Annotated in this window: 24 protein-coding genes; 3 read left to right on the top strand and 21 right to left on the bottom strand. The window is 64.0% G+C overall.

All coding sequences use genetic code 11. The features are described from left to right. Nucleotides 1-55: 55 nt before the first annotated feature. From IC761_RS15300 to IC761_RS15270, 7 genes are all read right to left on the bottom strand, one after another. The gene (locus IC761_RS15300) at nt 56-1,081 is read right to left on the bottom strand and encodes a peptidylprolyl isomerase (protein WP_195804026.1); all 1,026 of its coding nucleotides are present in this window, start codon (nt 1,079-1,081) and stop codon (nt 56-58) included. Continuing rightward, nucleotides 1,078-1,671, bottom strand: a complete 594-nt coding sequence (locus tag IC761_RS15295; protein WP_195804025.1) for a hypothetical protein — start codon at nt 1,669-1,671, stop codon at nt 1,078-1,080. The genes IC761_RS15300 and IC761_RS15295 overlap by 4 nt, the downstream gene beginning before the upstream one ends. Before the next feature lie 2 nt (nt 1,672-1,673). Then, the gene (locus tag IC761_RS15290) at nt 1,674-3,461 is read right to left on the bottom strand and encodes a putative porin (protein WP_246791526.1); all 1,788 of its coding nucleotides are present in this window, start codon (nt 3,459-3,461) and stop codon (nt 1,674-1,676) included. An 85-nt stretch (nt 3,462-3,546) separates the two neighbouring features. Beyond that, nucleotides 3,547-4,260: an energy transducer TonB family protein gene (locus IC761_RS15285; RefSeq protein ID WP_195804023.1), complete on the bottom strand. Its 714-nt coding sequence runs from the start codon at nt 4,258-4,260 to the stop codon at nt 3,547-3,549. A gap of 21 nt (nt 4,261-4,281) precedes the next feature. Continuing rightward, the gene (locus IC761_RS15280) at nt 4,282-4,686 is read right to left on the bottom strand and encodes an ExbD/TolR family protein (protein WP_195804022.1); all 405 of its coding nucleotides are present in this window, start codon (nt 4,684-4,686) and stop codon (nt 4,282-4,284) included. A 3-nt stretch (nt 4,687-4,689) separates the two neighbouring features. After that, the gene (locus IC761_RS15275) at nt 4,690-6,645 is read right to left on the bottom strand and encodes a DUF2341 domain-containing protein (protein ID WP_195804021.1); all 1,956 of its coding nucleotides are present in this window, start codon (nt 6,643-6,645) and stop codon (nt 4,690-4,692) included. Then, a complete protein-coding gene (locus IC761_RS15270; RefSeq protein WP_246791525.1) occupies nt 6,646-8,436 on the bottom strand; it encodes a ShlB/FhaC/HecB family hemolysin secretion/activation protein in 1,791 nt (596 codons plus the stop codon). A gap of 302 nt (nt 8,437-8,738) precedes the next feature. On the opposite strand from IC761_RS15270, the gene IC761_RS15265 reads away from it, so the two are divergent. Together IC761_RS15265 and IC761_RS15260 are read left to right on the top strand one after the other, a co-directional pair. Beyond that, nucleotides 8,739-9,398: an RNA polymerase sigma factor gene (locus tag IC761_RS15265; protein ID WP_195804020.1), complete on the top strand. Its 660-nt coding sequence runs from the start codon at nt 8,739-8,741 to the stop codon at nt 9,396-9,398. After that, nucleotides 9,349-9,612, top strand: a complete 264-nt coding sequence (locus IC761_RS15260) for a FecR/PupR family sigma factor regulator (RefSeq protein ID WP_210338533.1) — start codon at nt 9,349-9,351, stop codon at nt 9,610-9,612. The genes IC761_RS15265 and IC761_RS15260 overlap by 50 nt, the downstream gene beginning before the upstream one ends. 65 nt (nt 9,613-9,677) lie before the next feature. Here the strand turns inward: IC761_RS15260 and IC761_RS15255 are convergent, their stop codons facing one another. The 14 genes from IC761_RS15255 to IC761_RS15190 all read right to left on the bottom strand — a co-directional run bounded on the left by IC761_RS15255 (nt 9,678) and on the right by IC761_RS15190 (nt 21,699). Then, nucleotides 9,678-10,481, bottom strand: coding sequence for a lytic transglycosylase domain-containing protein (locus IC761_RS15255; RefSeq protein WP_368367107.1), 804 nt, complete (start codon nt 10,479-10,481; stop codon nt 9,678-9,680). Nucleotides 10,482-10,546: 65 nt separating this feature from the next. Beyond that, nucleotides 10,547-10,966: a hypothetical protein gene (locus tag IC761_RS35845; RefSeq protein WP_246791524.1), complete on the bottom strand. Its 420-nt coding sequence runs from the start codon at nt 10,964-10,966 to the stop codon at nt 10,547-10,549. Between the two features lie 159 nt (nt 10,967-11,125). Beyond that, complete coding sequence (locus IC761_RS15245; protein WP_368367106.1) at nt 11,126-12,286, bottom strand: polysaccharide biosynthesis/export family protein; 1,161 nt, start codon at nt 12,284-12,286, stop codon at nt 11,126-11,128. A gap of 364 nt (nt 12,287-12,650) precedes the next feature. Next, nucleotides 12,651-12,935, bottom strand: coding sequence for a hypothetical protein (locus IC761_RS15240; RefSeq protein ID WP_195804017.1), 285 nt, complete (start codon nt 12,933-12,935; stop codon nt 12,651-12,653). 288 nt (nt 12,936-13,223) lie between these two features. Beyond that, nucleotides 13,224-14,096 (bottom strand): hypothetical protein, encoded by an 873-nt coding sequence (locus IC761_RS15235; protein ID WP_195804016.1) that lies wholly within the window; start codon nt 14,094-14,096, stop codon nt 13,224-13,226. Nucleotides 14,097-14,211: 115 nt separating this feature from the next. Next, nucleotides 14,212-14,769 (bottom strand): type II secretion system protein GspM, encoded by a 558-nt coding sequence (gspM, locus tag IC761_RS15230; RefSeq protein ID WP_246791523.1) that lies wholly within the window; start codon nt 14,767-14,769, stop codon nt 14,212-14,214. Next, entirely contained in the window at nt 14,766-15,839 is a 1,074-nt protein-coding gene (locus IC761_RS15225; protein WP_195804015.1) for a PilN domain-containing protein, read from the bottom strand. Before IC761_RS15225 ends, gspM begins: the two co-directional genes overlap by 4 nt. Beyond that, complete coding sequence (locus IC761_RS15220; RefSeq protein ID WP_246791522.1) at nt 15,836-16,765, bottom strand: type II secretion system minor pseudopilin; 930 nt, start codon at nt 16,763-16,765, stop codon at nt 15,836-15,838. Before IC761_RS15220 ends, IC761_RS15225 begins: the two co-directional genes overlap by 4 nt. Next, the gene (locus IC761_RS15215) at nt 16,762-17,466 is read right to left on the bottom strand and encodes a PulJ/GspJ family protein (RefSeq protein ID WP_195804014.1); all 705 of its coding nucleotides are present in this window, start codon (nt 17,464-17,466) and stop codon (nt 16,762-16,764) included. Before IC761_RS15215 ends, IC761_RS15220 begins: the two co-directional genes overlap by 4 nt. After that, nucleotides 17,463-17,822, bottom strand: coding sequence for a type II secretion system GspH family protein (locus IC761_RS15210; RefSeq protein WP_246791521.1), 360 nt, complete (start codon nt 17,820-17,822; stop codon nt 17,463-17,465). Before IC761_RS15210 ends, IC761_RS15215 begins: the two co-directional genes overlap by 4 nt. A gap of 13 nt (nt 17,823-17,835) precedes the next feature. Then, nucleotides 17,836-18,360, bottom strand: coding sequence for a prepilin-type N-terminal cleavage/methylation domain-containing protein (locus tag IC761_RS15205; RefSeq protein WP_195804012.1), 525 nt, complete (start codon nt 18,358-18,360; stop codon nt 17,836-17,838). After that, entirely contained in the window at nt 18,305-18,781 is a 477-nt protein-coding gene (gene gspG, locus IC761_RS15200; protein ID WP_438265125.1) for a type II secretion system major pseudopilin GspG, read from the bottom strand. Before gspG ends, IC761_RS15205 begins: the two co-directional genes overlap by 56 nt. 10 nt (nt 18,782-18,791) lie before the next feature. Then, nucleotides 18,792-20,009 carry a type II secretion system F family protein gene (locus IC761_RS15195; protein WP_195804010.1) on the bottom strand — a complete coding sequence of 406 codons (1,218 nt, stop codon included), beginning with the start codon at nt 20,007-20,009 and terminating at the stop codon, nt 18,792-18,794. A 4-nt stretch (nt 20,010-20,013) separates the two neighbouring features. Then, a complete protein-coding gene (locus IC761_RS15190) occupies nt 20,014-21,699 on the bottom strand; it encodes a GspE/PulE family protein (protein WP_195804009.1) in 1,686 nt (561 codons plus the stop codon). A 306-nt stretch (nt 21,700-22,005) separates the two neighbouring features. Between IC761_RS15190 and gspD the strand changes: the two genes are divergently transcribed. After that, nucleotides 22,006-24,369, top strand: a complete 2,364-nt coding sequence (gene gspD, locus IC761_RS15185; protein WP_195804008.1) for a type II secretion system secretin GspD — start codon at nt 22,006-22,008, stop codon at nt 24,367-24,369. Nucleotides 24,370-24,392 lie beyond the last annotated feature (23 nt).

The raw sequence follows: 24,392 nt of genomic DNA, 5'->3' as shown, positions 1-24,392 counted from the left end.
ACGACCGAGCTGCGCGATCACGCAACCCGGCTGGATTATTCAGACGGAACCTTGCCTACCGCGACGGTGCAGCGTCGGGCTTCGTTTCGAGCAGCTTGGAGAGCGCGATCTCATTCACGACAGGCGGGCTCTGCTTGAGCAATTCCGTCACATAGGCGCGGCGATTGGCCTCGACGCGCTCGGCCCGCATGCGCTGTACCAGCGCATCCCTCACCTCGGCGAACGGCCGCGTATGTGCCGCCTCAGTGTCCAGCAGCTTCACGATGTGCCAGCCGTCGTCGAGCCGGATCGGATCGGTAATGCCGGATTTCTGCAACCCGGTGACCTGACCGCGAATTTCGGGCCGAAGATCCGGCTCGTTGACCCAGCCGATCTCACCGTCGCGTTCGGCGGAGCCGGACTCATCGGACGAGCTGCGCGCAATTGCCGCGAAATCCGCGCCGGCCTGCTTGGCCTTCTTGACGACGTCGTCGAGCTTCTTGCGCGCGGCGTCCTCGGCGGCCTTGTCTGCGTCCTTCGGCACGGCGACCAGGACCTGGGCGAGACGGAAGCGGCGCGGGACAAGCAGCGCGCTGGCGTTGGCGTCGTAGACGCTCTTGATCTCGGCCTCGCTCGGAAAGCCGTCCGGTGGCGCCGTCACGGATTGGAGATAGCTTTCGACGATCAGGCTCTCGCGCGCGCGAGCCAGCTGGGCAACGACGGCGGGCTGCTGGTCCCATTTCTTGGCCGTCGCCTCCTTCAGCACGAGGCGGTTGGCGAGGATGGCCCGCACCGTCTGGCTGAGCAGAGCCGGGTCGCGCGCCATCGCAGCCTGCTGGCGCGCATCCAGGAGCTGAATCGTCGCACGCACCTGGTCGGCCGTAACATCGCTGTCGCCGACCCGCGCAATCACCTCGCTGCTCTTCACCGCCGAAGCATCCTCCGCGGCCGCAGGGCGCACGGGCGCGGCAGGCGCCGGGCGTGCCGGTGCAGGAGCCGGCGCCGGTTGGGGTGCGTTGCGGGTCTGGGCCATGGCCATCGGCGAGCCGGCAGCGAAGAGCGCGCCAGCGAGCATGGCGGCTTTGAATGCGTGATGGATCATGGCTTGGCCTTCTGTTCGAGGATCTTGTCGCGGAAGTCCTGGGCCGCGTTCTGGTGCTCGACCCGCTTCAAGCCAAATACGGGATCGTGGTCGAGAACCTTCTCGAACGGATCCATCGCCTCATATTTGGTCACGACGTCGTTGGCGACCTTCACAAGCTGAACGTTCTTGGCCTCGCAGGCCTTGGTGCTCGCCTTGAACGTGGTTGCGTCGGACTCGAACTTGGCGCGTTCGGCATCCTTGGCTCGCGCGACGCTCGCTGCCTCGGCATAGGCGGTCTTCCACTTCTCGAGTGAATCGTCGCGTTCGGCGAGACGCTCGTTGAAGTCCTTCACGGCCTGGCGATAGGCCTGCTCCGCTTCCTTGACCTGGGCACGATAGGTCTCGTTCTGCTTGCGCAGCCGGTCGCGCTCCTGTTCGGCCGTCGTCAGCCTTGCCTGAAGCGCGGCGCGCTGATCCTCGGCCGCCCTCGCCTGGGCGGTAGCGGATCGCAGCGCTTCGCGCAGGCGATCGCCTTCCTGGTCGGCGTGCGCGGCCGGGGAGATCATCAACGCCAATGCGATCACGGGGGAGAGACGCAGGAGCCGCATGATCAGAACCTCGCATTGAGATCGAGCTGGACGACATCGACGGCGTAAGGCAGCCCGGCGATGCTGTTGGCGCTCATCCAGCGCACAGAGGCCCAGACGTTCTCACCGAGACCGACATTGCCGCCGATGAAATAGCCCTTGAGGTTGGTGCCGCCGAGACCGAAGTCGGAATCGACGAACGCATCCACCATCGCGTCGGACTCGAGATATTTGTAGCCGACATGCGCATTCCAGTCCCAGAGATGCTTGACCTCCTTGTCGCCCACCGTGAGCCGCGCGAGCCAACCCTGGTTGCCGCCGTTGAAGGGGCCGGCCGAGCCATCTGATGTCGGCGCGAAATTGTTGACGGCGACGGCGCCGACGGCTCCGCGATTGAAGGCCGTGTTCCAGACGTATTCCCCATCGAGGATGATGTGGATCGGATTGAACTGGGCGAAGTCGAGCTGGACGCTGGCGACGACCGGGCGGAAATCGCTGGCGAGGCCATAATACTGGTAGTTCAGCGTGGTGACGGGCGTCGTCACCGTCGGGATGTTGCGAAGCCGCATGTAGGTGTTGCCCTTCTGCGCGAACAGAGGACGCAGCAAATCCGTATCGCAGGTATCGGTGGCGGTCGCGACAAGACATGTGCTGGAGAGCTTGCCGCGCAGGTTCGCGAAGTCGTAGTAAGCAACCGCCACCGTCAGGTTGGTCTCGGGATCAAACCTGGCACCAAAGCCGGCTTGCGTGCCGAACAGCCACCGGTCGCGGCTCGGAGACTTGATCGGTCCATTCAGGTCCGCGGTATTGAGACCTGCGTTCAGATCGGTGTTGAAGATCGGAAAGGCGCCGCCGACGAAGAACGGCGTGAAGCCCTCATCCACCTCGTGCTTGGCCTGGATGGCAAATCCGTCGAAGCCGAGTTCCTTATACCAGACGAGATCTGTCGGCGACCAGAACGGGTTGTCGAACCGGCCGACCGAACCGACGAAGTCCTGCACCGGCTGGTACTTGATGAATGCGCGATCGAGCCAAAGTGCATATTTCGAGAAATCACCGCCATTGCCGCCGAAGGTCTGATTTGTGGAGACCGGCGAGCTGCTATCGCCTGTCGCAATCCGAAGGCCGGCCGAGAAGCCGTCATACAGATCGACATCGGCGCCAAGTCTCGCGCGGAAGCGGAACCGGTTGCGATCCTGAGTCGTGTTGTAGGTCGGCGGAAAATAGGGATTGATCGCGTTGGCGTTGTCCTCGAGGAACGGGTTGCCGGTATTGATCGCGTTGAAATTCTCCAGCGGGCCGTTTCCGGCTGGAAAATGGTCGCCCTCATAGCGCGCGCGGATGTCACCGTAGAACCGGATCCGCTGGGCCCATTCCGGATACTTGCCGGGAGAGGCCCAGTTCTCCTTCTCGGCCTTCGCCATGACCTCGGCGCGAATTTCATCGCGCAGCTGCTTTTTGACGATTTCGGGGACATAGGTGACGCGCTTGGTGCCGGGCGGCGAGACCGCGTCCGTTGCGGTCGCCGCCGCCTTCTCGGCGCCTTCCGCCTTGGTCGTGGCGTCGCGCGTAGCCTGGCGGGCGACGTAAGCCTCGTCGTCCGCCTGCTTGATCAGCGCCGTCGCCTGCTCCTCGCTGAGCGTGCCCTGCTTCACCAGCAGATTGATCAAATTGACCGTCGCGTTCGACGATGGCGGTGCGTTGCGCGAGACGGTCGGGCGCTTGCCCGACGGCGTGTCGTCCTGGGCATGCGCCGGAACGGAAAGCGCAAGCAGGATCGCCGCGGTCCCCGCCAGCTGTCGCTTTGTCATCTCTGCACGCCACATGACATCAACCCTTCTTCCACTCTTTCTCACACTCGCTTGCGCAAACGGCTCCCGCCGCCCCGCCGTCTCTTCAACCCGGACTGCGCGCCGTGACCTGCATCACGATCGGCATTGGCATTTCCCTCGGCGGCGGCTCACGCAACGTCATGCCGCTGAGCACCTGGTCGCGGATCACCGCGTCGAGCTCGCTGTTGCCGCTCGAGGACGCGAGCTGCACGCGGGTGATCCGGCCGGTCGCATCGGACCAGAGGTTGACCCTGACCCGCATCGTCGCGTGACGCGTCTTGTCGTTGGCACGCAGCGCCGCCTCGACCTGGGCCTGCACGATGCTGGCGTACCAGCCCCATTTGCTGCTGCCGCCACCGCCACCGCCGCCGCCGCCGATCAGGCCGCCCTTGCCGCCGCGCAACGTGCCGGGACCCGCCGTGTTGGCCTCGAGCGACGGCGGGCTGTCGTTCGAATCGCTGGGAGCGTCCGGCGGCGCTTCCTTGGGGATGTCGACCGGCTTCTCCTCGATCATCTCCTGCTTGACCGGAGTCTGCTCGACCATCTTCTGCTCGGGCTGCTGCTCCGGTGGCGGCGGCGGAGGTGGCGGAGGCGGCGGCGGAACGATCATCGTCACCTGAAGCTCGTTCACCTTGCGCGGTGGATTCTTGTCGCCGCCCATCAAGACCATGATGCCGCCGACCATCAGCGCAAGGACCAGCAGACCGCCGCCGCCCAGCAGCAGATAACGCCGCCAGGCCGGTCCTTCGCTCTCCTCGATGTTGTCGCGCTGATCCATCGAATTCACATGCTGTCAGGTTCACCGTGCCACCGGCTTGGTCGCCATGCCGACCTGGGTGAAGTTAAGGCGGCCGAGCATGTCGAGCACGTCGACGACATTCTGGTACTGGGTCTGGGCGTCGCCGCGCACCACGATCGGAAACTCCGGCGTCAGCGAGCGCTGCTGCACCAGCCGCTGCTCGAGCTCGGGCAGCGTCACGGGGATCGTGTCGAGGAACAGCTTGCCGTCGTTCGCGACCGTGATCGCCTTCGTGGTCTGCTGCGCCAGCGACGGCGCCGCGCTTGCCTTGGGTAGATTCACCTTCATGCCCTGCACGGTCGCCGTGGTCATGATGATGAAGATCACCAGCAGCACGTAAGCGAGATCGAGCATCGGCGTGATGTTGATGTCGTCGTACGGCTTGCTTTCGGACTGGACTTGCATGGGTTACTCCGCCGCCTGCTTCACCGGCTCGTCCGGCAATTCGTAGGACTCCGCGATCCGCGTGATGAACTCATCGACGAAGACCTGCATCTCGCTCGAGACATCCTTGATGCGGATCGTCAGGTAGTTGTAGGCAAACAGCGACGGGATCGCGACGCCGAGGCCGGCGACGGTTGCGACCAGCGCGGCCGCAATGCCCGGCGCGATCGCGTTGACGTTGACGTCGCCAGAGGCCGCGATCGCCGCAAAGGTGATCATGACGCCGACGACGGTGCCGAGCAGGCCGAGGAACGGGCCGCCGGAAATCGCGATCGTCAACATCACCATCAGCCGGTTAAGGCGCTGGCTCTCCCGCACGAAGCCGCTGTCGAGCACGGCGCGGATCGACTGGATCGCCTGCGGCGACAACCGCCGGTAGCCGCCGCCCGCAAAGCGCTTGCGAATTTCCTGCGCCCCGGCCGCGAACAGGCGATAGAGCGGTGCGGCGTGGATCGCCTTGCGCTGCTTCGCAGCCAATTCGCCGCCGAAGCTTGGATCGTTCTCCTGGCTGTCGAGCTGAAGCAGACCGCTGATGTCGGTCGATGTCTCGCGGAAATGCTTGAGAAAGATCTCGTTGCCGCGCGCAACCCGGTTCAGATACGAGATGCGGTCGACCATGACGTACCAGCTGATAAACGCCATGATCGCGAGCAGGCCGATGACGACCCAGCCGTCGAGCGTCACCGAGCGCAGGATCACGCCGAAATAGCCGCCGCTGAACCAGCCCGAGGTTTCCTCGTCGACGCTGAACGAGATCAGCTTGGCCTGGTCAGGCCCCTGCCCGATCGCAGCCAGCTTGATGAAGCCGGCGGGCCGCGCGACCTTCGCGATCTGAAACTCGTCGATGTCGCCGGCGAAACCCGCTGCCGCGGCGGCCGGTGAAGCCGCCGGCGGCGGCGTTTGCGCAGCATCGCCCGCGGGTGTGGCCGGAGCCGCCGTTGCGTCGGCCGCCGGAGTTGCCGCCGCAGGCGCGCCTGCGCCGAGTTGGGCCACGCCTGTCATGGTGGGAAGGCCCGCTGCAAGCGTTGCGGCTTGGGCGCCATCGACATAGAGCGTGATCTGGCTGCCCTTCGCCGTAAAGGCGATCTGATGCCAGGTCCCCGCCGCAATCGCCGCGCCACCGGCGCTGCGCTGCGTGTTGCCGCCGCTCACCACCTCCACGAAGGCGACACCATTGTCCAATCCAACCGTAAGCCCGTTCGCACCCTCGCTCCGCGAGAACAGCACCGCGCCCGGCTGGGTCGCGGTCATCTTGACCCAGAGCGACCAGGTCAGCTCGCCGCCCTCGGCGACCACGAGCGATGGCGAGTTGGGAAGCGTGAGTGCAGTCTGTCCGTCGAGGCGCGCGCCCTGCCCGATGATGGCGCCATCGGCGGCCGGCACCACGGTCTGCGCGCTGTTGGCCCAGGCCGTGACATCCTGCGCCGGGGTTCCCCGATCGTTGAAATGATAGACCAGCAACGTATCGGGATCGTAGGTCCCCTTGGCGTCGACCGCGGTCGGCGCCTTCTGATTTCCGTAGTAGAGCCAGATGTCGTTCTTGGTGCCGGGCTTCAAATCGGCAACGCTGACCCAGATCAGCGCCTCGCCGAGCAATGAATCGTATTTCTCGACGTGGTGCTTCAGCGGCGTCTTGTCGTCGGCCGCGACGAAGCGAAGATCGCCGCCATCTTCCTTTGCGGCGCCGAAGCGGAAATTGCCGACATGCAGGCGCACCAGGATCGGTGTCGTACCGATGGCGTCGCTGATACCGGCGCCAGACTGTCCGGTGTCGATCGTGATCTTCTTGCGCAGCGTCCACTGATCATTCCACCACGCGGCGGCAGGTTTCGGCCACAGCACGGCCAGAAGAACGAGGACGAACATCACCGGCGCGCTGAAGCCGTGTCCGCGGCGTGATCCAAAACGAAGGAGCGACATCTAGAATTCTCCCCAGACGCGAAAGCTGAACCGTGGATGATTGGCGACGGTGACCTGCTGGCTGGTCAGCGGCATGGCGACGAAAACGACGCTGTTGAGATAGCGAAGCGACTTCATGCGCATGCCGACACCGTAGCTGGCGAGATCGAAATGCGACTGCTGATCGGGCAGCGGTTCGTGGATCCGCGCGTTGCCGGCGTCGGCGAACGCAAAGAAGCGCCATTCGTCGAACGCGTTGTACTTGATGGGTTCGCCGAGCGGATTGGGCAGCTTCTGCTCGAGATATTGCGCAAGATTGGGCGTTCGTAGCTCCAGCGTTCCGGCGACGCCGTAATCGCCAAGAACCTCGGTCTCGAGATAGCCGCGCACGGTATCTTGTCCGCCAAGGCTGAACTGCTCGCTCGATATCAGCGGCTGATCGGCGGCCTGTCCCTGGAGCTTGGCGTAGAGTTGGAAGCCGCCGGCGAAATCCTGGGTGTGCGAGATGTCGGCATGCAGGGTGATGAAGCTCGGCGTCGCGTCGAAGCGCTTGGCGTCAAATTCATCGCGGTTCGAGCCAGCGCCGCGCAGATTGGCGGTCACCGTGGCGTTGAGCTGTGTGAGATGTCCCTCGCCCTGCCACGTGGCACCGTAGGTGGCGACCAGCGGCACATAGGTCACGGGGGAGTCGAACGCATCGGTGCCGAGCTTGAGCGACTGCTTGAAGTCCTTGTAGTCGACGCCGAGCGACAGCGTCTGGAACAGATCGCCTTTCGACGGCAAGGTCAGGACTGCACGTCCGCCGACGACCTGCCCGGGACCGATGACGTTCGCTCCACCGACCGTTGCAACCGAGCTGTCGGAAACGAGGCCGTAGACGAGAACGCTGAGCCAATCGATCTCGGTGCGCGCCAGATAGGAGCCGGAGACCACCATCGCGTCCTTCGGATTCTGCGGCGCAACCTGGTAGGTCCAGGTCATGGAATGGCCGAGCTGCCAGAGGTCGTCATAGTGCATCGAAACGCTGGCGCGCAGCGGTGTGGTGCTCGGGCTCTGCTTGTTATTGAGCTCGAGGCTGCCGTGGAGCGGGAAAGTATCCTCGACGTTGAGATCGACATCGACCGTTCCCGGCGCGACGCCTGCCCGCAGTGCCGGCGTGACGCGCCTGTCCGTCCAGCGATTGAGCGCGACGATGTCCTTCGTCACGTCCTGGAAATTCGGCAGCGTTCCTTCCTTCAGCGAAGGAGCGCTGTCCTTGATGTTGTTCAGATCGAAATAACGTGAGCCCTTGACGCGCAGGCGTCCGACCCGGCTCTCGGTGACTTTCAGCACAACGAAGCCGCGCTGCGCGTCCTGCTGCGGGACCGCCACGGTGACGGTCTGGAGGCCCTTGTCGTGATAGGCCTTCTCGACCGCAGCGCGCGCCTTCTCGACGTCCTGTGCGCTCCTGTTCGGACCGAGGAACGGATACACCGCCGTCTCAACCTCGATCTGCGGCAGATTGTCCGCACCCTCGATACGAAACTCGTCGATGTCGAAGTGGGCTTCTGGAGCGGCTGGTTTGGCGGCATCTGCGCCGTTCTTGGCCGGCGCGGTTGCCGCGGGCGCTGCTGCCGGCTTCACCGCGGCAGGCTTGGTCGCTTCGGCTTCGGACTTCGCCGCCGCGGGCCCGGCGCAGATCGCACAGATCAGCAGGCCGCAGACTGCGAGCTGCGGTGCGCATGCGGCGACCGACCGGCCTCTCCGCAGGGCGCGCAACGGAAGCGGCACATGATGGCGCGCGCTCCTCTCATACAGACCACGCGAATTCACCTAAGCCTCGATATCATGCTCGCATTGCGGCCAGCTCGTCGCGACCGCAGTGATCTTCGGACAGCCCGAACCGACCGGGACGCGCCAGTCCGCCGAGCCTTATCCGATAGACGTCGCGCTCGCAGTCGCCGCGAAAAGATTCCCGTACGCTTGGACGAGCCGCATCGTTGATGTGATGATTTCGCGCAACATAACACGACTATCGCGCGATGATTATTATAGACTAACAGTTCGTCACATTACCGTTGTGCGGTCTCTCTACCGTCCCGCCAAAATTCGGGGTTTAATAAGTGGGGCGTAACATGACCATCGATACCATCTCCAGCCTGCGCAGCTTGCTGCTCGCCGAATACGTCGATTTCGATCGGCGCCTGACGCGCCGCCTCGGCTCGCCGGACCTCGCCTCCGAGGCGCTCAACGAGACTTATCTTCGTCTCGCCGGCATGCGAGAGATCGGGCCCGTGCGCAGCCCCAAGGCCTATCTGTTTCGCATTGCGCTCAACATTGCCACCGACCGCCGACGCGCCGAGAAGCGTCGCCTCACCGCCGACGAGGTCGACAGCATGCTCGAGATTCCCGATGACCGGCCCGATGCGGCGCGCGTGATCGAGGATCGCTCCGAAGTCGAACAACTCAAGCGCGCGATCGCCGAGCTCCCGGAGCGGCGGCGCCGCGTCCTGATGCTCTCGCGCATCGACGGCTTGCCGAACCGGGAGATCGCGGCAATCCTCGGCGTGACGGTTCGGACCGTCGAGACCGACCTCAAGCAGGCGGTCGAGCATTGCGCCGAACGCCTCAAACGTCCCGCGCGCGGCAAATTCGGTTTTCAGCGCGTTGCAACGTCTCACCTACAGAGATATGTCGATCGGGGCCATCCGCTCATGACCGGCATGGGCGGGAAAGCGCTGGATCGTGACGAAGCGAAACCATCAGGTCGATCACTTAGATCCCTTAATCCGTGAGGCGTTGTCGTGGATCATGCGCCTCAAATCGGGTGAGGCGACGATTGCGGATGCCGAACAACTGATGGATTGGCGCGGCAAGAGTTCCGCCCATGAGCATGCCTTCCGCGATGCCGTCAAATGCTGGCGCGCCATCGGCGAGGCGCTGGCGACCAGCCGCCCGGCCCCGGCGGTGCGGCGCCGGCGTCCTACCGGCGGAAAGAATCGCGCATGATCGGGCAGCCTGACTTGAGGGCCGCCGATCGATCTCAGCACACCTCGGAGTAGTGCAAGGTCTGATCAGCGCAGGTCGGGCGGCGTCTTTCGCTCCGTTGCGCAGCGCAGGCGCGTATTCAACTCTGCGAAGTTGATCGTGCCGGTCCCCGACAACACGCGGCTGCGCGAGGAGCCGCCGCCTGGAGATCTCGCAAGTGCCGGGGATCTTCCGAAGGTCGGTTGCGGAACGGCACCGGTAACTGGAACGCCGCTGGCAACCAGATGAGCGCGAACGCGTGCGCAATACTCAACCGACAGGTAGGAAAATCGTGTCTCGCCGTGACCAGCGCGATATTTCATCGTCGCCGTACAGAGATCGCCGTTGGCGCGGCGCCAGGCGCCAGCGAGATATTGCACGCCATAGTGCACGTTAACCTCAGGCGCAGCCAGCTCCGACGTTGTGCCGGCGAAACCCATCATTCGCGCCGTCGGCAGCATCACCTGCATCAGCCCGACCTCGCCATCCATGCCGACAACAGCCGGATTGTATCTGCTTTCCACCGCCATCACCGCATCCGCGAGCGCGGGCGGCAGGCCGAAAGCAAGCGATTCACGCTCGACGAGCTGGCGATATTCAGCGCGGCCGGCGCGCCAGTCGCGGCCGAACATGGCGCTGGTCCGGTAGGTATAGTTGGCGGCGAGCAGCGGGTTTGCCGGGGGAAAATCGGCCGCGGTGAGCGGCCGCGGAGCAAACGGTTCGAGCAGCAGAGGCTTGGGAGCCTCATCATCCGCTTCCGTCGACGCAGCAGCGTCACCGCTGATCTCGGTCTTTTTGCCGTCGTCGTCCTGCGCCCTCGCCTCTCCGCCTAGGACAATGAGCAGGCACAAGGCAGCCGATGGCCACGATCGAGATGTGGCCCAAATAGTCTTCGCTTGCGGAGAGGGTTTCGACATCAGCGATGCGGCAGCACGTTGGAGATGGACGGCGGGCGGAAAGGCGTGATGGTACGACCGTAGTTGGAACCCAATTGCTGGCGCACGGCCGCCTCGTTGCCGATGCCCACGCGCACATCGGATGAGCGCGCATCTATCGGCGGCAGGTTGAGCGTTGGATTGACCTTGTCCACTTCCCGCCGAAGTTTTTCGTTTAGACAGCCGAACGCGGTATCGCCCCCGATCTGCACGTCGACGCAGCGCTGAATTGTGGCGCCGGATGCGCCACCGCCGATGATTGTGCTCTCACGCTGGCCGGCCGGCGGATTGGCCGGACCCGGAGTCTGGGCCACCGCCGGGACCGCCATGATCGCAACGAGACCGGCCACGAGGAGGTAACCGCTACGGCGAAATCCTATTCTCGACAGAGCGACAGCCATGCTGCGAAGCCTCCATTAGACAACATGGCTTCATCTCGGAAGCCCGTGATGTGGCACCAACGCCGATCGCCCGACATGGTATGAGATTCTCATATTATCATAATTCTCTGACCTGACGCGTCCCGATTTGGGAAAGGGGAGCCCCATCAATCCTGTCACTCAAAGCTTGCTTCGGACCACCTTGATGTCGTTGACCAGCGTCACTCCGTTATCGGCGGTCACGACCGCCGTGTTGATGAAGTTCAGGACCTTGGTGATATCGACCTCCGGCGCATTGGCGGCGTAAAGCACGTCGAATGGACGCATCTGCATCTTGGTGGAGACGAAATAGCCCGCCGGATCCTGGAAATTGACGTTGAAGATGATCGGTACGGAGTCGCCGTCGAATTTCGAGCAATCGACCCCGAGCTGCGTAGCCACCTCGCGCGGCTCACGGCGATAGAGGAAGACCGAAGCCGGATCGGCCTGCAAGTCGAGCAGCCCTCCGGCCTTCGCCACCGCCTGCGTAAGGTTGATCCGCCATGCATCGAAATTGAACTCACCCTGCTGGCCGGTCGCGCCGAAGGCGATGAATTTCATCGGCTCGCGATAGAGATAGATGCGGTCGCCCGGCTGCACGAAGATGTTGCTCGCGGGAAAATAGACGAGGTTGCCAAACGGTACCGTGGCGCGCTTGCCGCCGCGTTCCAGGACGACCCAGGTCTCCCAGCCGGCGCCGCTGATGCCGCCGGCGCGCGTGATCGCGTCGGTGATCCGATCCTGGGCGCCCGCCGCCGGCATCGGGAAGCGGACCGGCGTCCTGACTTCGCCGAACACGCTGACGAGCGACGACCGCTGCTGGGTCGATGTCACGACGACCTGCGGATCGATCGCGCGCTTCTTGATCTGCTTCAGGATGTCGTCCTGAATCTGCACATTTGTACGGTCCGCCGCGCGTATCCTGCCGGCATAGGGCACCGTGATGTTGCCGTCATTGTCGACGGCCTGATCAGGCAGGCTCACGAAATTGCCGGGTCGGACACCGGCCTCCGGCGGCACGTAAAGGCCCCCCGCCGAGGCCTCGAAGATCGTAACGCTGATGATATCGCCGATGCCGAAGCGGATGCTCGAAGGCGGACGACTGTCCGCGAGCCCCCCCGGCAGTCCGTTGGGTTCGAACTTCTCGAGCAAGCGCACGACATCAGGCGTGAGCTTGACGACGGCAAACGGCAGCACGCTGGTGTTCTCGGCCTTGATGTCGACGCTCGCCGGCCCCGACATGGAAATGAAGCCGCAGCCGCCAAGCAGAACGGAGGAGACCAGACAGCATGCGATGGCCAAGAGGTTTCTCAATCGCATGACCGTTTTGTACTCAGCTGACCGTTCGCCACGCCTGCGCGGCGCCCTCCGCGCCTGCACGCCTTCCGCAAGGGAATCTGTTGCGGTTCCTGCTCCATAGACGCTGCCGGCGCAGCGACCACGAAAACAAGACGCGCAATCTCGCTGGGAGGGTGGGTGCCGAGACGCCCGGAAGGAAACCGGGACTGGAGAAACGCCCGCGACGCCCGAGGACACAACAACCGGGCGCCGACGCTTGGGGTTTGCGTGCCGGCCAGAGCGGATCAACCTGGTCCGCCCGGCTATCGTCGCGTCGGCTCGCGTGAGCCGGCGACGCTCGATCAATGACGAACGAGCGCTTCGGTCGTCACGTTGTGGAGAGCAGCTTGCGCAGGCGCACGACTTCGACCTGGGTTTCCTCGACCATGCGCATCAGGAGCACATTCTCGTGCTTGAGATTTTCGATGCGACGAAGCAGGCTGTTTTCGTCCTGCTTGAGGCCCAGACTATACACATTCTCGTTTGAATCTTGCAGCGCGGACTTGGGACAAGTCAGATCAATCGCATTTGTCGCGCGCATTTCAACCCCCCAACTTACAAAAACAGGCTCGACTTCCAGCAACGCAAAGAACAGCAGCCCACTGCCTGCCAAGCGAAGCCTATTTCCCATTCTTGTAAGAATGTTTCTTATCGTTGCTGTGACTGATGTTAAAAAAAATTTCAGATTGAAGACGAAAAGCGATCGTTATGTTGGACGAAAAGCGGTCATTCTGCGGCGAGCACGTCGACACCGGCCGAAGACTTTTCCCGGCAGCCGGCACAAAGTGTCGTATCTCTGCGATCTTCCGGCGGCCGCAGGAGCACAATCCTGCAACGTTCTGCATTAGACTGTTTAACGCTCGTTGGTCGCTGGACCTGGCGTCGATCCACGGTTGTTCACCTAGCGGGGCCTCTGCGGCATGATCGGGCTTCCTGGTGGTGGCTGGAGCGATTGCAGTGTACGTTGCACACCCGCGTTCGTCAGCGTTTGAACCGCGCCGGAAGGCTTGAACGCGTTGACAAGGGCCGCAGGCGGCGACGATGTTGCTGACCCAGCCATTGGCTTTGCGGACGTGGATATCGGCGTTGCCGCCCCGGCAAGCATTGGTGCAGAGGGGCCGGGCGTAAGGTCAGGGGGCGCCAATTCCAGAGTGGCATTGTCCAGTCCCCTTGCCAGTTCGACTTGGCGCGGTTTGACATTGCGCAGCGTCCATCCCTGATGGTCCTCGCCCGCTTTAAGACGCAGGACTTCCTTGCTTACGGAATCGATGAACAAGCCGATGCGTTCGCGCGATCCCGCAACAGTGCCGAGCAATGAGAGCTGCGGCTTTTCTGGTTCTGGCGGCTTCGGTGGTGGGCCAACCGGCGCTGGTGCAGCTCTGATCATCTCCAGCGGCGGCGCTGGACGCCGCGACGGCGCGAACAGCGGCTGATCGCGAGACGCCGTCAAACGCGCCAGTGGAATCGACCAAAGCGGATTACCACTCGTGATGTGTTCGTCCGGAAGCGCGGTCGCAGGCGTGGTGGTCGCAGCCGCACCGGGCTGCGGCGCTGTGGCAACCGGGGCCGCGGCAACCGGCGCGTCAACCGGCCTCGGCGCGAACAAATCACTACCACTCGGATCGACGGTTTGCGCATCAATCACGAGCGGCGTGTTCGCGGCCAGTGCCTCGGCGTTGCCGATCAGTACCAAACCAATCAGCACGGCAAGAGCGCGCATTTCCACGCCTTTTTCCAGATGAACACCGAGACGGGCAATAACGTTCGCATCCATCGGCAATGTGATACTATCGTTATAACGCTAACGTTGCCGCTCGATCAAGTGATATCCGCCGGCAACATCGTGCGGCTAACGGGGGCGCGGCGCCGGCTGCAGCGCATGACCTACTTTATTTCTGGCTTTGCCGCTGCCCGGACACGCCAAGCAACACGCGCAGCTTTCCGCCCTGAGTCGATGCCGAAGGCGCCTGTACGACGAGTTCGTCGACGAACAGAAATGGCATACCCGCCTCCAGATCGTACAGAAGGGGCTGGAGCTGGGCCGGATCGATCTCGAAATTCGAGGTGGCCGTAATGAAGCCTGCTTTGGATTTAGGTCCCTGAAGATCGACCTGCGACGACAAGGTATTGCCGTTCACCCGCTTCGTTGCCGCCGCAACCCGTTGGAGAAGTGTTGCGCCGGCAAGCGAGGCGCTCCCGCCTTCGAGGAAGGGCGAGCCTGACGGGACATTGACCGCAGCCCGTGCCGCTGGGGCACGTTCCGGACCGCGAGTGTCCAGGCGATCGAGGATCTCCATGGCGGCGCCCGCCGCTCCGCGCCGCTCCAGGATGTCGAGCGTCGTGCCGATCGTGACGAAAAGGAAGAGTACGATCAGGGCGACGTAGGCGGCGGCCGCCGCGATCGGAAACCGTAAGAGAAGGGCTTCGACCCTCTGCATGCTGATCATGTGCCGGACCCGAAATATGGTTTGAGCTTGGTTTCGATGTGAAAACGCTCGCCAGACTCGTTGGCGGCGTGTGTCGTCGGCGCGAAGAATCCCGCGCTCGCAAAGTGCGGCGACTGCTCCAGGATCGAAATCAGGGACGGTGCGTCGCGGGTGACGCCGACGATCTGCAGTTTGTCGCCCTCGATCCGGACCTCGGTTGCGTAAGTGTCTTGCGGCAGCAACGCCGACAGCGCTTCGATGACGATCACGCTGGAGGGGGAGGTCTGCTTGCGGCGGATCAGGAGGTCGAGCGGGCTGCCGCTGGAGCCCGTCTGGTTGCCGCGCATGACTGCGCGCCGTTCCGCGATCCGCTGCTGGGTTTGCTGTTGCTGCGTGTCGTAGGAATCTGCGACGAACCCGCCAAGGCCGAGTGACAGCATCGCCAGCACGCCTGTTGCCGCAAGGCTCGCGATCAGGGCGGTACGTATCCAGCGGCTTTCCGCCAGCTTGCTGCTCCGCTGATCGAGAACGGTGATCCGGCCATGCTCTTGTGTCTCGGTCACGATCCCGACACCTGCTGCTCCCAGGTCAGAGAAGGCTTGCACCAAGGACAAGGCCGCCGTTCGCCCGGTGGCCACCACCGTTGTTTCGATGCGGTCGCCGGCGATGGTGTGCGGAGCAGTCCAGTGGAATAGCGCTTCGCTCGGCGCCCACGGCGTGATGCGATCGATCTGGGCGCGGATGATTCCGTCGAGGAACTCGGCGGCGCGGCCCGGCAGCTCGATCGGACGGAAGACAAAGCGGGACGGCCGGAGCTGCAATTCGACCACCCCTCCCCGCACTGCGGCCGCCCATTGCGGCGAAAGCGGATCGTTCAACGCACCGTCGGTCACAGCGACGCGACAGGCGAAGAGCTCGCCGTCCGCGATCTTGGTTGTCGGCGCGAGGCGCATCGTGAAGGCCCCGGCCTCATTTTCGGCGACCTCGATCCGGCGAACCGGTTTCACATTCGCGAGCCGGGCGCTCACGACACCGGCCACGGTGTCAATCCACAAGGACGACGCTGCCGTAATTTCACTGACGACGCTCATCTTTGCGTTCCCCCTCTCGACGGATCTATGTCATCTCGCCACGTGAACACCCGATAGGCACTCTTCGCGCCGCGATCGAACAACACGATGACACCCTCCGATCTGCTGTCTCTGCCGTCGGGAAGAATGATACGCATGCGAATGCGGTAAGCATTGCTTGCGGCGACCGTCGCACCGGTCACCCCGCCACCGAGAATGCCCAGGACGAATTCCGGATCGTTCGAGGACAACGCGTCACGCTGACCCAGGAATGCATCAGCCTTCGCAGAGGTCATATCGGGAAGTGCGGAAAGCACTTCCGGAGCCGCCTCCAGGACGTTGACCCCCGCAATGCCGCTGTACAATGTCAGGAACGGCCGTGCGCGTTCCGCCAGCTCTGCGGGTACTCCCAGAACGAGCGATAGCTCGTCCACATTACTGAAGGGAGCGTGGCGCGGCAGGTACGCCAAGCCGGCAGCAACGTAGAGAGTATCCTCCTGGTCCTGCACATTTGGTTTTGGCGCACTCCGCCACGCCGCGATCCGATCCGCAAACTGGCTGGCCGCTCCGGACTCGACGCCGAGGGCCACAAACAGGCCGGCGATCACGGATCGAGGCGCCATATTCAAGTTGATGCGTGCGGCCTCGGACTGATACTCCACCGCGACCCTTGCGTTCGCCAGCCGGAACGTAAAGCTGCCATGGGATGGGCGCACCTCAGGTGCGGCACCGGACAACTGGTAGGCAGCCAGCTCGACGCCAGCCGTCGATATCATCTGAAGCTGCGTGGCCGCGTCGAACGCGCTCAGTGCAATGGCCGATTGGGTCATGTACACCGAGCCGACCAGGATCAACCCGGCCAGGGCGGCAAGCAGCCACAGCGTCGCCACCACGATGAAGCCGCGCTCAGCCGTCCTCGAGCCGACATTTGAAGGGTTCTGGGTCACCTGCGCCCCGTCCCATCGTTACTTGCGGCCTGACTTTCGCCAGGGCGAGCATCATTGGCCGGCTCGCCCTGAGGTGCCGCTGCGTTGGCACGGACACGCGTCGCGGTCGAGAGCACGATCGTTCCATCGGCGTCGTGAAGGTCGAAGCGAACCGTTGTCGGCAGACCCGCCCAAGGGGGCCAGATAGCGCGCCAATCGCCTCGCGGACCGGCATAGGCGAAGGTGATGCGAAACGGCCCGCGCAGCAACACGACAGGATCCCTAAACGGTATTGGATCAACCGCAGGATCGCCGGTCGGGAGAAGGACGAAGGGTGCCTGGGCGCGCACCAGTGCCCGCCCCGCGCGATCGGTCATCTCGCCGATCCGCACAATCTCCAGACCCGGGCGGTTGTTGGGACCCACAGCCGAGCGCACGAAGACGATCGAGGAATCATCACCACGGAACAAGGCGGCGGTGTTGTCCCGGTTCGGCGTGACAAACTCGGCGGCAGACAGATCGGCCGCCAGGCGATCAAGCGCGACCGTGACCTGTTCGTTGCGCTGGGTCTGGAGCAGGCCACGATTCCATGGCGGCAACCACGCCCCTGTCACGCTGGCCAGTACGCCGAAGGCCAGCCCCATGACCGCCAGCGCGACAAGGGCCTCGAACATGGTGAAGCCCGCGTTCGATCTCCACAGCCGGACGAGCATCGACCTCATTGCCGCCCGTCCCGGTATTGCAGACGCACGGTTTCGAACGAAACGATCGCCCCGGTCGGCGATTGCACGCGCAGTTCAACCCGCTGCGGAACGAACGGCGAGTCCGGAACCGCCGTGTCGGCATCCACGAACGGCGAGATCCGCATCTGCCAGCGATAGCCGGCCTCCCTGCCGGAGAGCTCCGTCGGAAGCGGCTGGCCTTCCTGCGGAAGGCGGGATGCGATCAGGCGCGCCGTCTGCATCAGGGCAGTATGCTGCTCGAGCTGCTGCGCACCGCGCACGTTCCTGGCCACGAGCGAACCGACCGCCGCAAGCACGATCGACAGCAGTGCCAGCGCGATCACCGCCTCGATCATCGTGAAGCCGGCCTCACTGCGCCGCCTGGACGACTTCCTGCGTGACAATGTCCACTCCTCCCGTCAACCAGTTCACCCGCACATCGAACCCGCTGCCGAACCGGGTCAGCCGTATTGCTCCGCCGCACGACATTCCACTCGGGAGAAACGTAATGACCGACGGCATCTCTCGACCATTGCAGCGCTGCGGCAGCAGTGCGTCGAACACGACGTCGTCCGGCACCCTGACAACTCCCCCGCTCGAGCCGGCCCGGACGATCCGCCCGGGCGCGTCGACCACAGCGCTGACCGACAATCGGCGTCCCATCGCCGCATTACGATCGGCCTTCAGCAGCGTGGCGATCTGAATCGCGTAGGCCTCCAGCTTCGGCCGCGAGGTGGCCATCGGCATGCGCGGAAGCGAAATCGCCACGAGCAGCGCCATGATGGCAAGGACACAGACCATCTCGAGCAGGGTGAAACCGGCCTCCCCGCTCTCGAGATTACTTCGCTGCCGATGAGATATCGCCAGCCGTTCCCGTCCCGCCTTCCTGTCCATCCGAGCCGAACGAGCGGATCTCGTAAGGGTCCTTCTCTCCGGGTTGCTTGTAGACATAAGGGTTGCCCCATGGATCGTTGGGAACACTGCCGCCCTTCACGTAGGGCCCATTCCAGGACGACACGCCGCTGACCGGATGCGCGAGCGCGGCCAGCCCTTCCGAGCTCGTCGGGAAGCGGCCGGCGTCGAGGTAGAACAGGTCGAGCGCGCTGGTGAAACTCTGGATCTGGATCTTGGCCGCCTTCACCCGAGACTCGCTTAGATAGTTGAGCACTCGCGGGCCGACCAGCGCCATGATCATGCCGATGATGGTGATGACCACCAGCATCTCGACCAACGTGAAGCCCTCCTCCCCCAGGCGGCGCCGGCGCCGCCTGGGCGGAGCGAACAGGCTCCTCCTCGAAAAGCCGATCATGCGCATTCTCCCCTGTTCATCCGACAACTTGCGTCACCGAGAGCAGCGCCGTCATCACCGAGACGATCAGGCCGCCGACGACCACGCTGATGAGGATGATCGCGGCCGGGCCGATAATGGCCACGACGCGATCGAGCTGACGCTGCAGCTTCTCCTCGTAAAATTCCGCTACACGGCCGGACAGCGTCGGCAACTGGCCGGTCTCCTCACCGAGCCGCAGCATGCGCACGGCGACCGGCGGCAAGACGGCCGAGGCGGCCAGCGCGTCCGCGAGCCTGCCGCCATGACGCACCCGATCGGCCATCGCCGCCCATGCCGGTACGTCGCCCGTGGCGGTCATGATGTCGATCAGGATGCGCAACGTTGCTGTCAGTGTCACACCGCTGCCGAGCAGAATGCCGAGGTTCCGCGAAAACAGCGCGGCGCGGTGAAATTCCACGACTGTCGAGATCACCGGGAGCCGCGCCAGCTGCGTCACGACGCCGGCGCGAACAGCGGGCCTCCGCCACGCCAGCCAGCCGCCGATGACGGCGATGCCGACCGCGGCGCCAACCTCGACCCCGTGACCGCGCAGCACGTCAGAGAGCGTGAGGAACACCTCGATGACCGGATCCGTCTTGGCGTTGAAATCGCGCAGTACCGCGGAGAATTGCGGCAGCACGAACGTGACGAAGAAGATCAGCACGCCGCCGGCCGCGAGCAGCACAAAGGCAGGATATTGCAGGGCGCCGGTCACCTTGCGGCGCAGGGCCTCGGCTCGTGTGCGCTCGCTTCCGATCGTCTCCAGGATGTGGTCGAGGCCGCCGGACATCTCGCCGACCCTGACGAGGGCGACATACATTGCCGGAAACAAATTCGGCTCGCGCCCGAGCGCCTCGGCAAAGCTCTCACCGGACAGGATCGCATTCTTGATGTCGTTGATGACCGGCCGCAACCGTCCGACGTCCATATCGTTGGCGAGCAGCTCCAGCGCGTCGTTAAGGCGCGCACCTGCCTTCAACAACAAGGCGAGGTCGCGCGTGAAAATGGTGACATCGGCCGAGCCCGGTTTCGACAGCGAGAACGAGGCGAGCGAAAACGACCAGCCTTTGGCTTCCTCCTCGGGACCTGCATCGATGGCAACCAGACCGAGATATTCGATACGCTGGGCGACCTCGGCGAGGTTCGACGCGGTGATCGAGCCGGAAACGACCTCTCCCTTCTGCGTCAGCGCGCGGTAGCGGAAGTTCGGCATCTCGTCACCGCACGGTGGTCACGCGAAGGATCTCGGCCGCCGAGGTCATGCCCGACAGGCACTTGGCGAGGCCATCCTCGATCATCGTCGTCATCCCGTTGCGGATGGCGACCTTGTCGATGGACTCCCAGTCGGATTTCTCCTCGACCAGGGCACGGACGTCCTCGTTCATCTCGAGCACCTCGAACACGCCGATACGTCCGCGATAGCCGACACCGCTACACCGCTCGCAGCCGACAGGCTCGAAGATGACATTGCCGACGGACAGACCGACCGCCGTGTAGCGCGGGTCCGCCTCGACGTCGGCGTGGGTCAGCGGCCGGCTGGCCTTGCAGCGATCGCAGAGCTGACGGACCAGACGTTGCGCGATCACCGCACGCAGGGTCGAGCGCAGCAGGAAGGCTTCGACACCGAGATCAAGCAGGCGCGGCACCGCAGCTGCCGCCGTCTCGGTGTGCAGCGTGGTCAGCACCAGATGGCCGGTGAGCGCGGCGTGGATGGCGACATGGGCGGTCTCGGAGTCGCGGACCTCGCCGACCATGATGACGTCGGGGTCCTGGCGCACGAAGGAGCGCAGCGCGGTCGCAAACGTCAGTCCGATCGAAGGTTTGGCCTGGGACTGGGAGACACCGGGGATCTCGTATTCGACGGGATCCTCGATGGTCAGGATCTTCCTTGTCGGCTCGTTGAGCAGCGACAGCACGGTCGCAAGCGTCGTTGTCTTGCCGCTGCCGGTTGGTCCGGTGACGATCACCATGCCGTGCGGCAAGGCCAGCATGCGTCGCAATTTGCTCTGGTCGCCAGCCAGGAAGCCCAGCTTGTCGATCGACAGCAGGGCGCGGTCGCGCGGCAACAGGCGGATAACAGCGGACTCGCCGTGTTGCGTCGGCATGATCGCGACGCGGACGTCGATTTCCGAACGCGCGACACGGACACGCGCGCCACCGTCCTGCGGCAGGCGGCGCTCGGCAATGTTGAGGCCCGCCAGGATCTTGATGCGCGAGATCACTGCTGCTGGAGGAACGCCGCTCGGTGTCGCGACATTGCGCAACAATCCGTCGACGCGCATCCGTATGACCAGCGAGGTTCGGCCCGGCTCGATGTGAATATCGCTGGCGCGCAGCTCTGCCGCAGTCTCGAACATGTCGCTAACGGCGCGGACGACGGGGGCTCCGCTCGCGAGGTCGCGCAGATTGTCGATATCATCGTCCTGTGCGGTCGAGCTGGCAGCGGTCTCGGCAGTTACGGCCTCCTCCTCGCCAAGGCGCTGGTCGAGTGCGGTGGCGATATCCTCGAACGACGCCACCTTGATCGCGGGCGTCATCCCCAACACAATCGCGGCAGCCTGGATCGACGCACGGTCGGTCGGGTCGGCCAGCACGAGAAGCGGTGTACCGCCCGGCGGCTGACACGGAAACACCGCCATTTCGCGCAAGAATCGCCGCGAGAATTGCTGCACCCGGGATTCTGCCGCCATCATCTCCTGGAGCGCGACACGCGGCAGCTCGAAGAACAGCGCCACCTCGTCGGCAAATTCGTTCGCCGACAGTTCGCTCATTTCCCACAGCTTGCGCAACCCGCCCTCGGCGGGACCAGACCCGTTCAGCCTGCCCAGCTTGTCCACGTCCGCCTTCAGGCCGGCCTTCTGGCTGAAACGAGCTGCGAACTCGTGCGCATTCGGGGAAGCCATGAATGTCTACCGCAGTCACTCTGATGGCCGCAGAGCGGCGAGCGCGCCGTTTACCTTAGTTTTCCGATTGGAAATGTGACGTGATGATCCGTCGCAGCACCGGTCCCGACAGTTCACGCCTTGGCGGGGTGAAAAGCCGTTGACGCACCTTCACAATTTCGATCACATCACATTAAGATAACAATACCTCTCACATTCAATGCGATGCCGTCGACATTCATAACACAAGACTGTCACACGAGACGGTTAAGCAAGCCGGCATCAGCCCGGCCATGACAACGGGCGGCGCGTGAGTGAGGCAGTCCAGTGAGCCGAGCAACATTCCGGATCGGCTTGATTGTCCAATGCGTCCTCATCTCCGTGTTGCTGGGATCCTGCAACACGGTCAGCAGCATCGCTGACGCCGACAACAACAAGGACCCTGACGTCTTCGACAAGGTCCGCTCGGTCGACCTGCTGCCGCGTTATCCGAGCCAGCTGCCGCAACGGCAGCTCTCCACCGGCCCCAAGGCCAAGACCGCGATCTACGCCGCCGACCCCGGAGATGATGCCCCGACGGCAACGTCGGCGCAGGCCGCCACCGCAAGCACGGACAAGTTCGAGCTGAATTTTGATAATTCGCCGATTTCATCCGTCGCCAAAATCGTGCTCGGGGACATCCTCGGCGTCGGCTACGTGATTGATCCGCGCGTCCAGGGCAATATCAGCCTCTCGTCGGGCCGCCCCATCCCGAAAACGGATGTCGCCTTCGCGCTCGAGAACTCCCTACGCCTCGTCGGTGCAGCGCTGGTGCGGGATGATACCGGCTACCGGGTGATGCCGGCGTCCGATGCCGTTGGGACCGGACTGGCGGATGCGTCAGATCGCATGACGCCCGGCTACGGCATCACTGTCGTGCCGCTGCAATATGTCTCCGCGCAGACGGTCATCAAGCTGGTCGACAGCTTTGCCGCCAAGCAGGGCATGATCCGCGCCGATACCAGCCGGAATCTCATCCTGATCCAGGGTACGGGCAGCGAGCGCCGCAGCGCGGTCGACCTCGTGCTCAGCTTCGATGCGGACTTCCTGAAGGGGCAATCCGTCGGCATCTTCCCGGTGCAGAACAGCAATCCGGGCCCGATCATCGCCGAGCTCGAGAAGATCGTGGACTCCGGCGAAGGCGGCATGACGCAGGGCGTCATCAAGTTCCAGTCGATCGCCCGCATGAACGCGGTGCTCGCAGTCACGCGCAGGCCGGAACTGCTGAGCCGCGTCGAGACCTGGATTCGTCGCCTCGACACGACCAATACGGGACGATCGGCGGTCCACGTCTATCGCGTGAAGTTCGGCGACGCCAAGCAGATCGCCCGCGTGCTGAACGATGTCTTCGGTGGCAGCAGCTCGTCGGGATCCTCGTCATCCCCGCTGGACAGCCCCGCCGGCCAGGTCGCACCGGGCTCCGGCTTGTCGGCGAGCTCGAGCGGCGGCTCCGCTCTCAACCGGCTTTCGGCCTCACCCACCGGCCAATCTTCAGGGGGCTTCGGATCGAGTGGGCGGAGCGCCGGTGGCGGCGCAACGGCGGACGCGTCTTCCGGCAATCAAGCCAGCTACGGCGCAAGCGCCACGAGCCAGGGCGGCGGCAGTCTGTTCGACAATTCCGCCTCAGGTCAGAGCGGAGGCCGTGGAGGAGGCCCCGGTGGGGCCGGAGTCCTGGATGGCGTTCGCATCACCGCCGACAGCGTCAACAACACGCTGTTGATCTATGCGAGCCAGGAGCAGTACCGCATCATCGAGCAGACCATCAAGGAAATCGACCAGCCGCAGCTCCAGGTCGCCATCGATGCCACGATCGCCGAGGTCACGCTGACCGACGATCTGCAATACGGCGTCCAGTCCTACATTATGAGCCGCGATCTCGGCCTCAAACCGGACACCGGCTCGTTCGGCTATAACGGCGCCTCGGCGGTCGTTGCCGCGGCGGCCGACGTCGCGCTCCAGCGCGCCATCCCCGGCTTCAATTTCCTGGTCGGCAGTGCGTCCACACCGAGGGCGGTGCTCAACGCGCTGCATGCGATCACGGACGTCAAGGTGCTGTCGAATCCCTCAGTCGTGGTGATCGACAATCAGATCGCGACGCTTCAGGTCGGCGACGAAATCCCGATCCAGACCGGTAGCGCAACCGTGCTGACCGGCAGCAACACGATCGCTAACACCACCGACTATCGCAGCACCGGCATCATTCTGCGCGTGGTGCCGCGCATCAACGCGAACGGCAATGTCAGGCTCGACGTCGAGCAGGAGATCTCCAATCCCGTGGCCAGTTCCACGACGTCGGGCTCCTCCTCGACTTCGACCAACTCGCTGACCCCGACGGTGTCGACCCGCAAGGTGCGCAGTTCGGTTGCGGTCGCGAGCGGCCAGACCGTGCTGCTGGCGGGCTTGATCAGCGACAGCCAGACCAAATCCCGCCAGGGTATTCCGGGGCTCGACCAGATTCCCGTCATCGGCGAAGCCGTGTTCGGACAGACCGACAAGCAAGTCAAACGCACCGAGCTCATCATCTTCATCCGCCCGCAAATCATTCGCGACGGCGCCGACGCCCATTTCGTCGCCGAAGAGCTGCGCACCAAGCTGCGCGGCACGATCAACGCGATCGGGCCGAAGCAGACCGGGCCAACGACCTACCGCTGAGCCCGCACAAATTACTCCGAAAA

The sequence above is a fragment of the Bradyrhizobium commune genome (genome assembly GCF_015624505.1).
Taxonomy (GTDB): Bacteria; Pseudomonadota; Alphaproteobacteria; order Rhizobiales; family Xanthobacteraceae; genus Bradyrhizobium; species Bradyrhizobium commune.
Note: the sequence above shows the minus strand (reverse complement) of the source record. Positions and strands in the feature narration are given on the sequence as shown.

What these genes read in the sequence shown, in the direction of transcription:
- IC761_RS15215 (WP_195804014.1), bottom strand. Translation starts at nt 17,466, where the DNA reads ATGAGGTCGATGCTCGTCCGGCTGTGGAGATCGAACGCGGGCTTCACC.
- IC761_RS15195 (WP_195804010.1), bottom strand. Translation starts at nt 20,009, where the DNA reads ATGCCGAACTTCCGCTACCGCGCGCTGACGCAGAAGGGAGAGGTCGTT.
- IC761_RS15280 (WP_195804022.1), bottom strand. Translation starts at nt 4,686, where the DNA reads ATGCAAGTCCAGTCCGAAAGCAAGCCGTACGACGACATCAACATCACG.
- IC761_RS15265 (WP_195804020.1), top strand. Translation starts at nt 8,739, where the DNA reads ATGACCATCGATACCATCTCCAGCCTGCGCAGCTTGCTGCTCGCCGAA.
- IC761_RS15205 (WP_195804012.1), bottom strand. Translation starts at nt 18,360, where the DNA reads ATGGACAGGAAGGCGGGACGGGAACGGCTGGCGATATCTCATCGGCAG.
- IC761_RS15210 (WP_246791521.1), bottom strand. Translation starts at nt 17,822, where the DNA reads ATGATCGAGGCGGTGATCGCGCTGGCACTGCTGTCGATCGTGCTTGCG.
- IC761_RS35845 (WP_246791524.1), bottom strand. Translation starts at nt 10,966, where the DNA reads ATGGCTGTCGCTCTGTCGAGAATAGGATTTCGCCGTAGCGGTTACCTC.
- gspM (WP_246791523.1), bottom strand. Translation starts at nt 14,769, where the DNA reads ATGATCAGCATGCAGAGGGTCGAAGCCCTTCTCTTACGGTTTCCGATC.
- IC761_RS15275 (WP_195804021.1), bottom strand. Translation starts at nt 6,645, where the DNA reads ATGTCGCTCCTTCGTTTTGGATCACGCCGCGGACACGGCTTCAGCGCG.
- IC761_RS15290 (WP_246791526.1), bottom strand. Translation starts at nt 3,461, where the DNA reads ATGACAAAGCGACAGCTGGCGGGGACCGCGGCGATCCTGCTTGCGCTT.
- IC761_RS15295 (WP_195804025.1), bottom strand. Translation starts at nt 1,671, where the DNA reads ATGCGGCTCCTGCGTCTCTCCCCCGTGATCGCATTGGCGTTGATGATC.
- IC761_RS15285 (WP_195804023.1), bottom strand. Translation starts at nt 4,260, where the DNA reads ATGGATCAGCGCGACAACATCGAGGAGAGCGAAGGACCGGCCTGGCGG.
- IC761_RS15190 (WP_195804009.1), bottom strand. Translation starts at nt 21,699, where the DNA reads ATGGCTTCCCCGAATGCGCACGAGTTCGCAGCTCGTTTCAGCCAGAAG.
- gspG (WP_438265125.1), bottom strand. Translation starts at nt 18,781, where the DNA reads ATGCGCATGATCGGCTTTTCGAGGAGGAGCCTGTTCGCTCCGCCCAGG.
- IC761_RS15225 (WP_195804015.1), bottom strand. Translation starts at nt 15,839, where the DNA reads ATGAGCGTCGTCAGTGAAATTACGGCAGCGTCGTCCTTGTGGATTGAC.
- IC761_RS15235 (WP_195804016.1), bottom strand. Translation starts at nt 14,096, where the DNA reads ATGGATGCGAACGTTATTGCCCGTCTCGGTGTTCATCTGGAAAAAGGC.
- IC761_RS15300 (WP_195804026.1), bottom strand. Translation starts at nt 1,081, where the DNA reads ATGATCCATCACGCATTCAAAGCCGCCATGCTCGCTGGCGCGCTCTTC.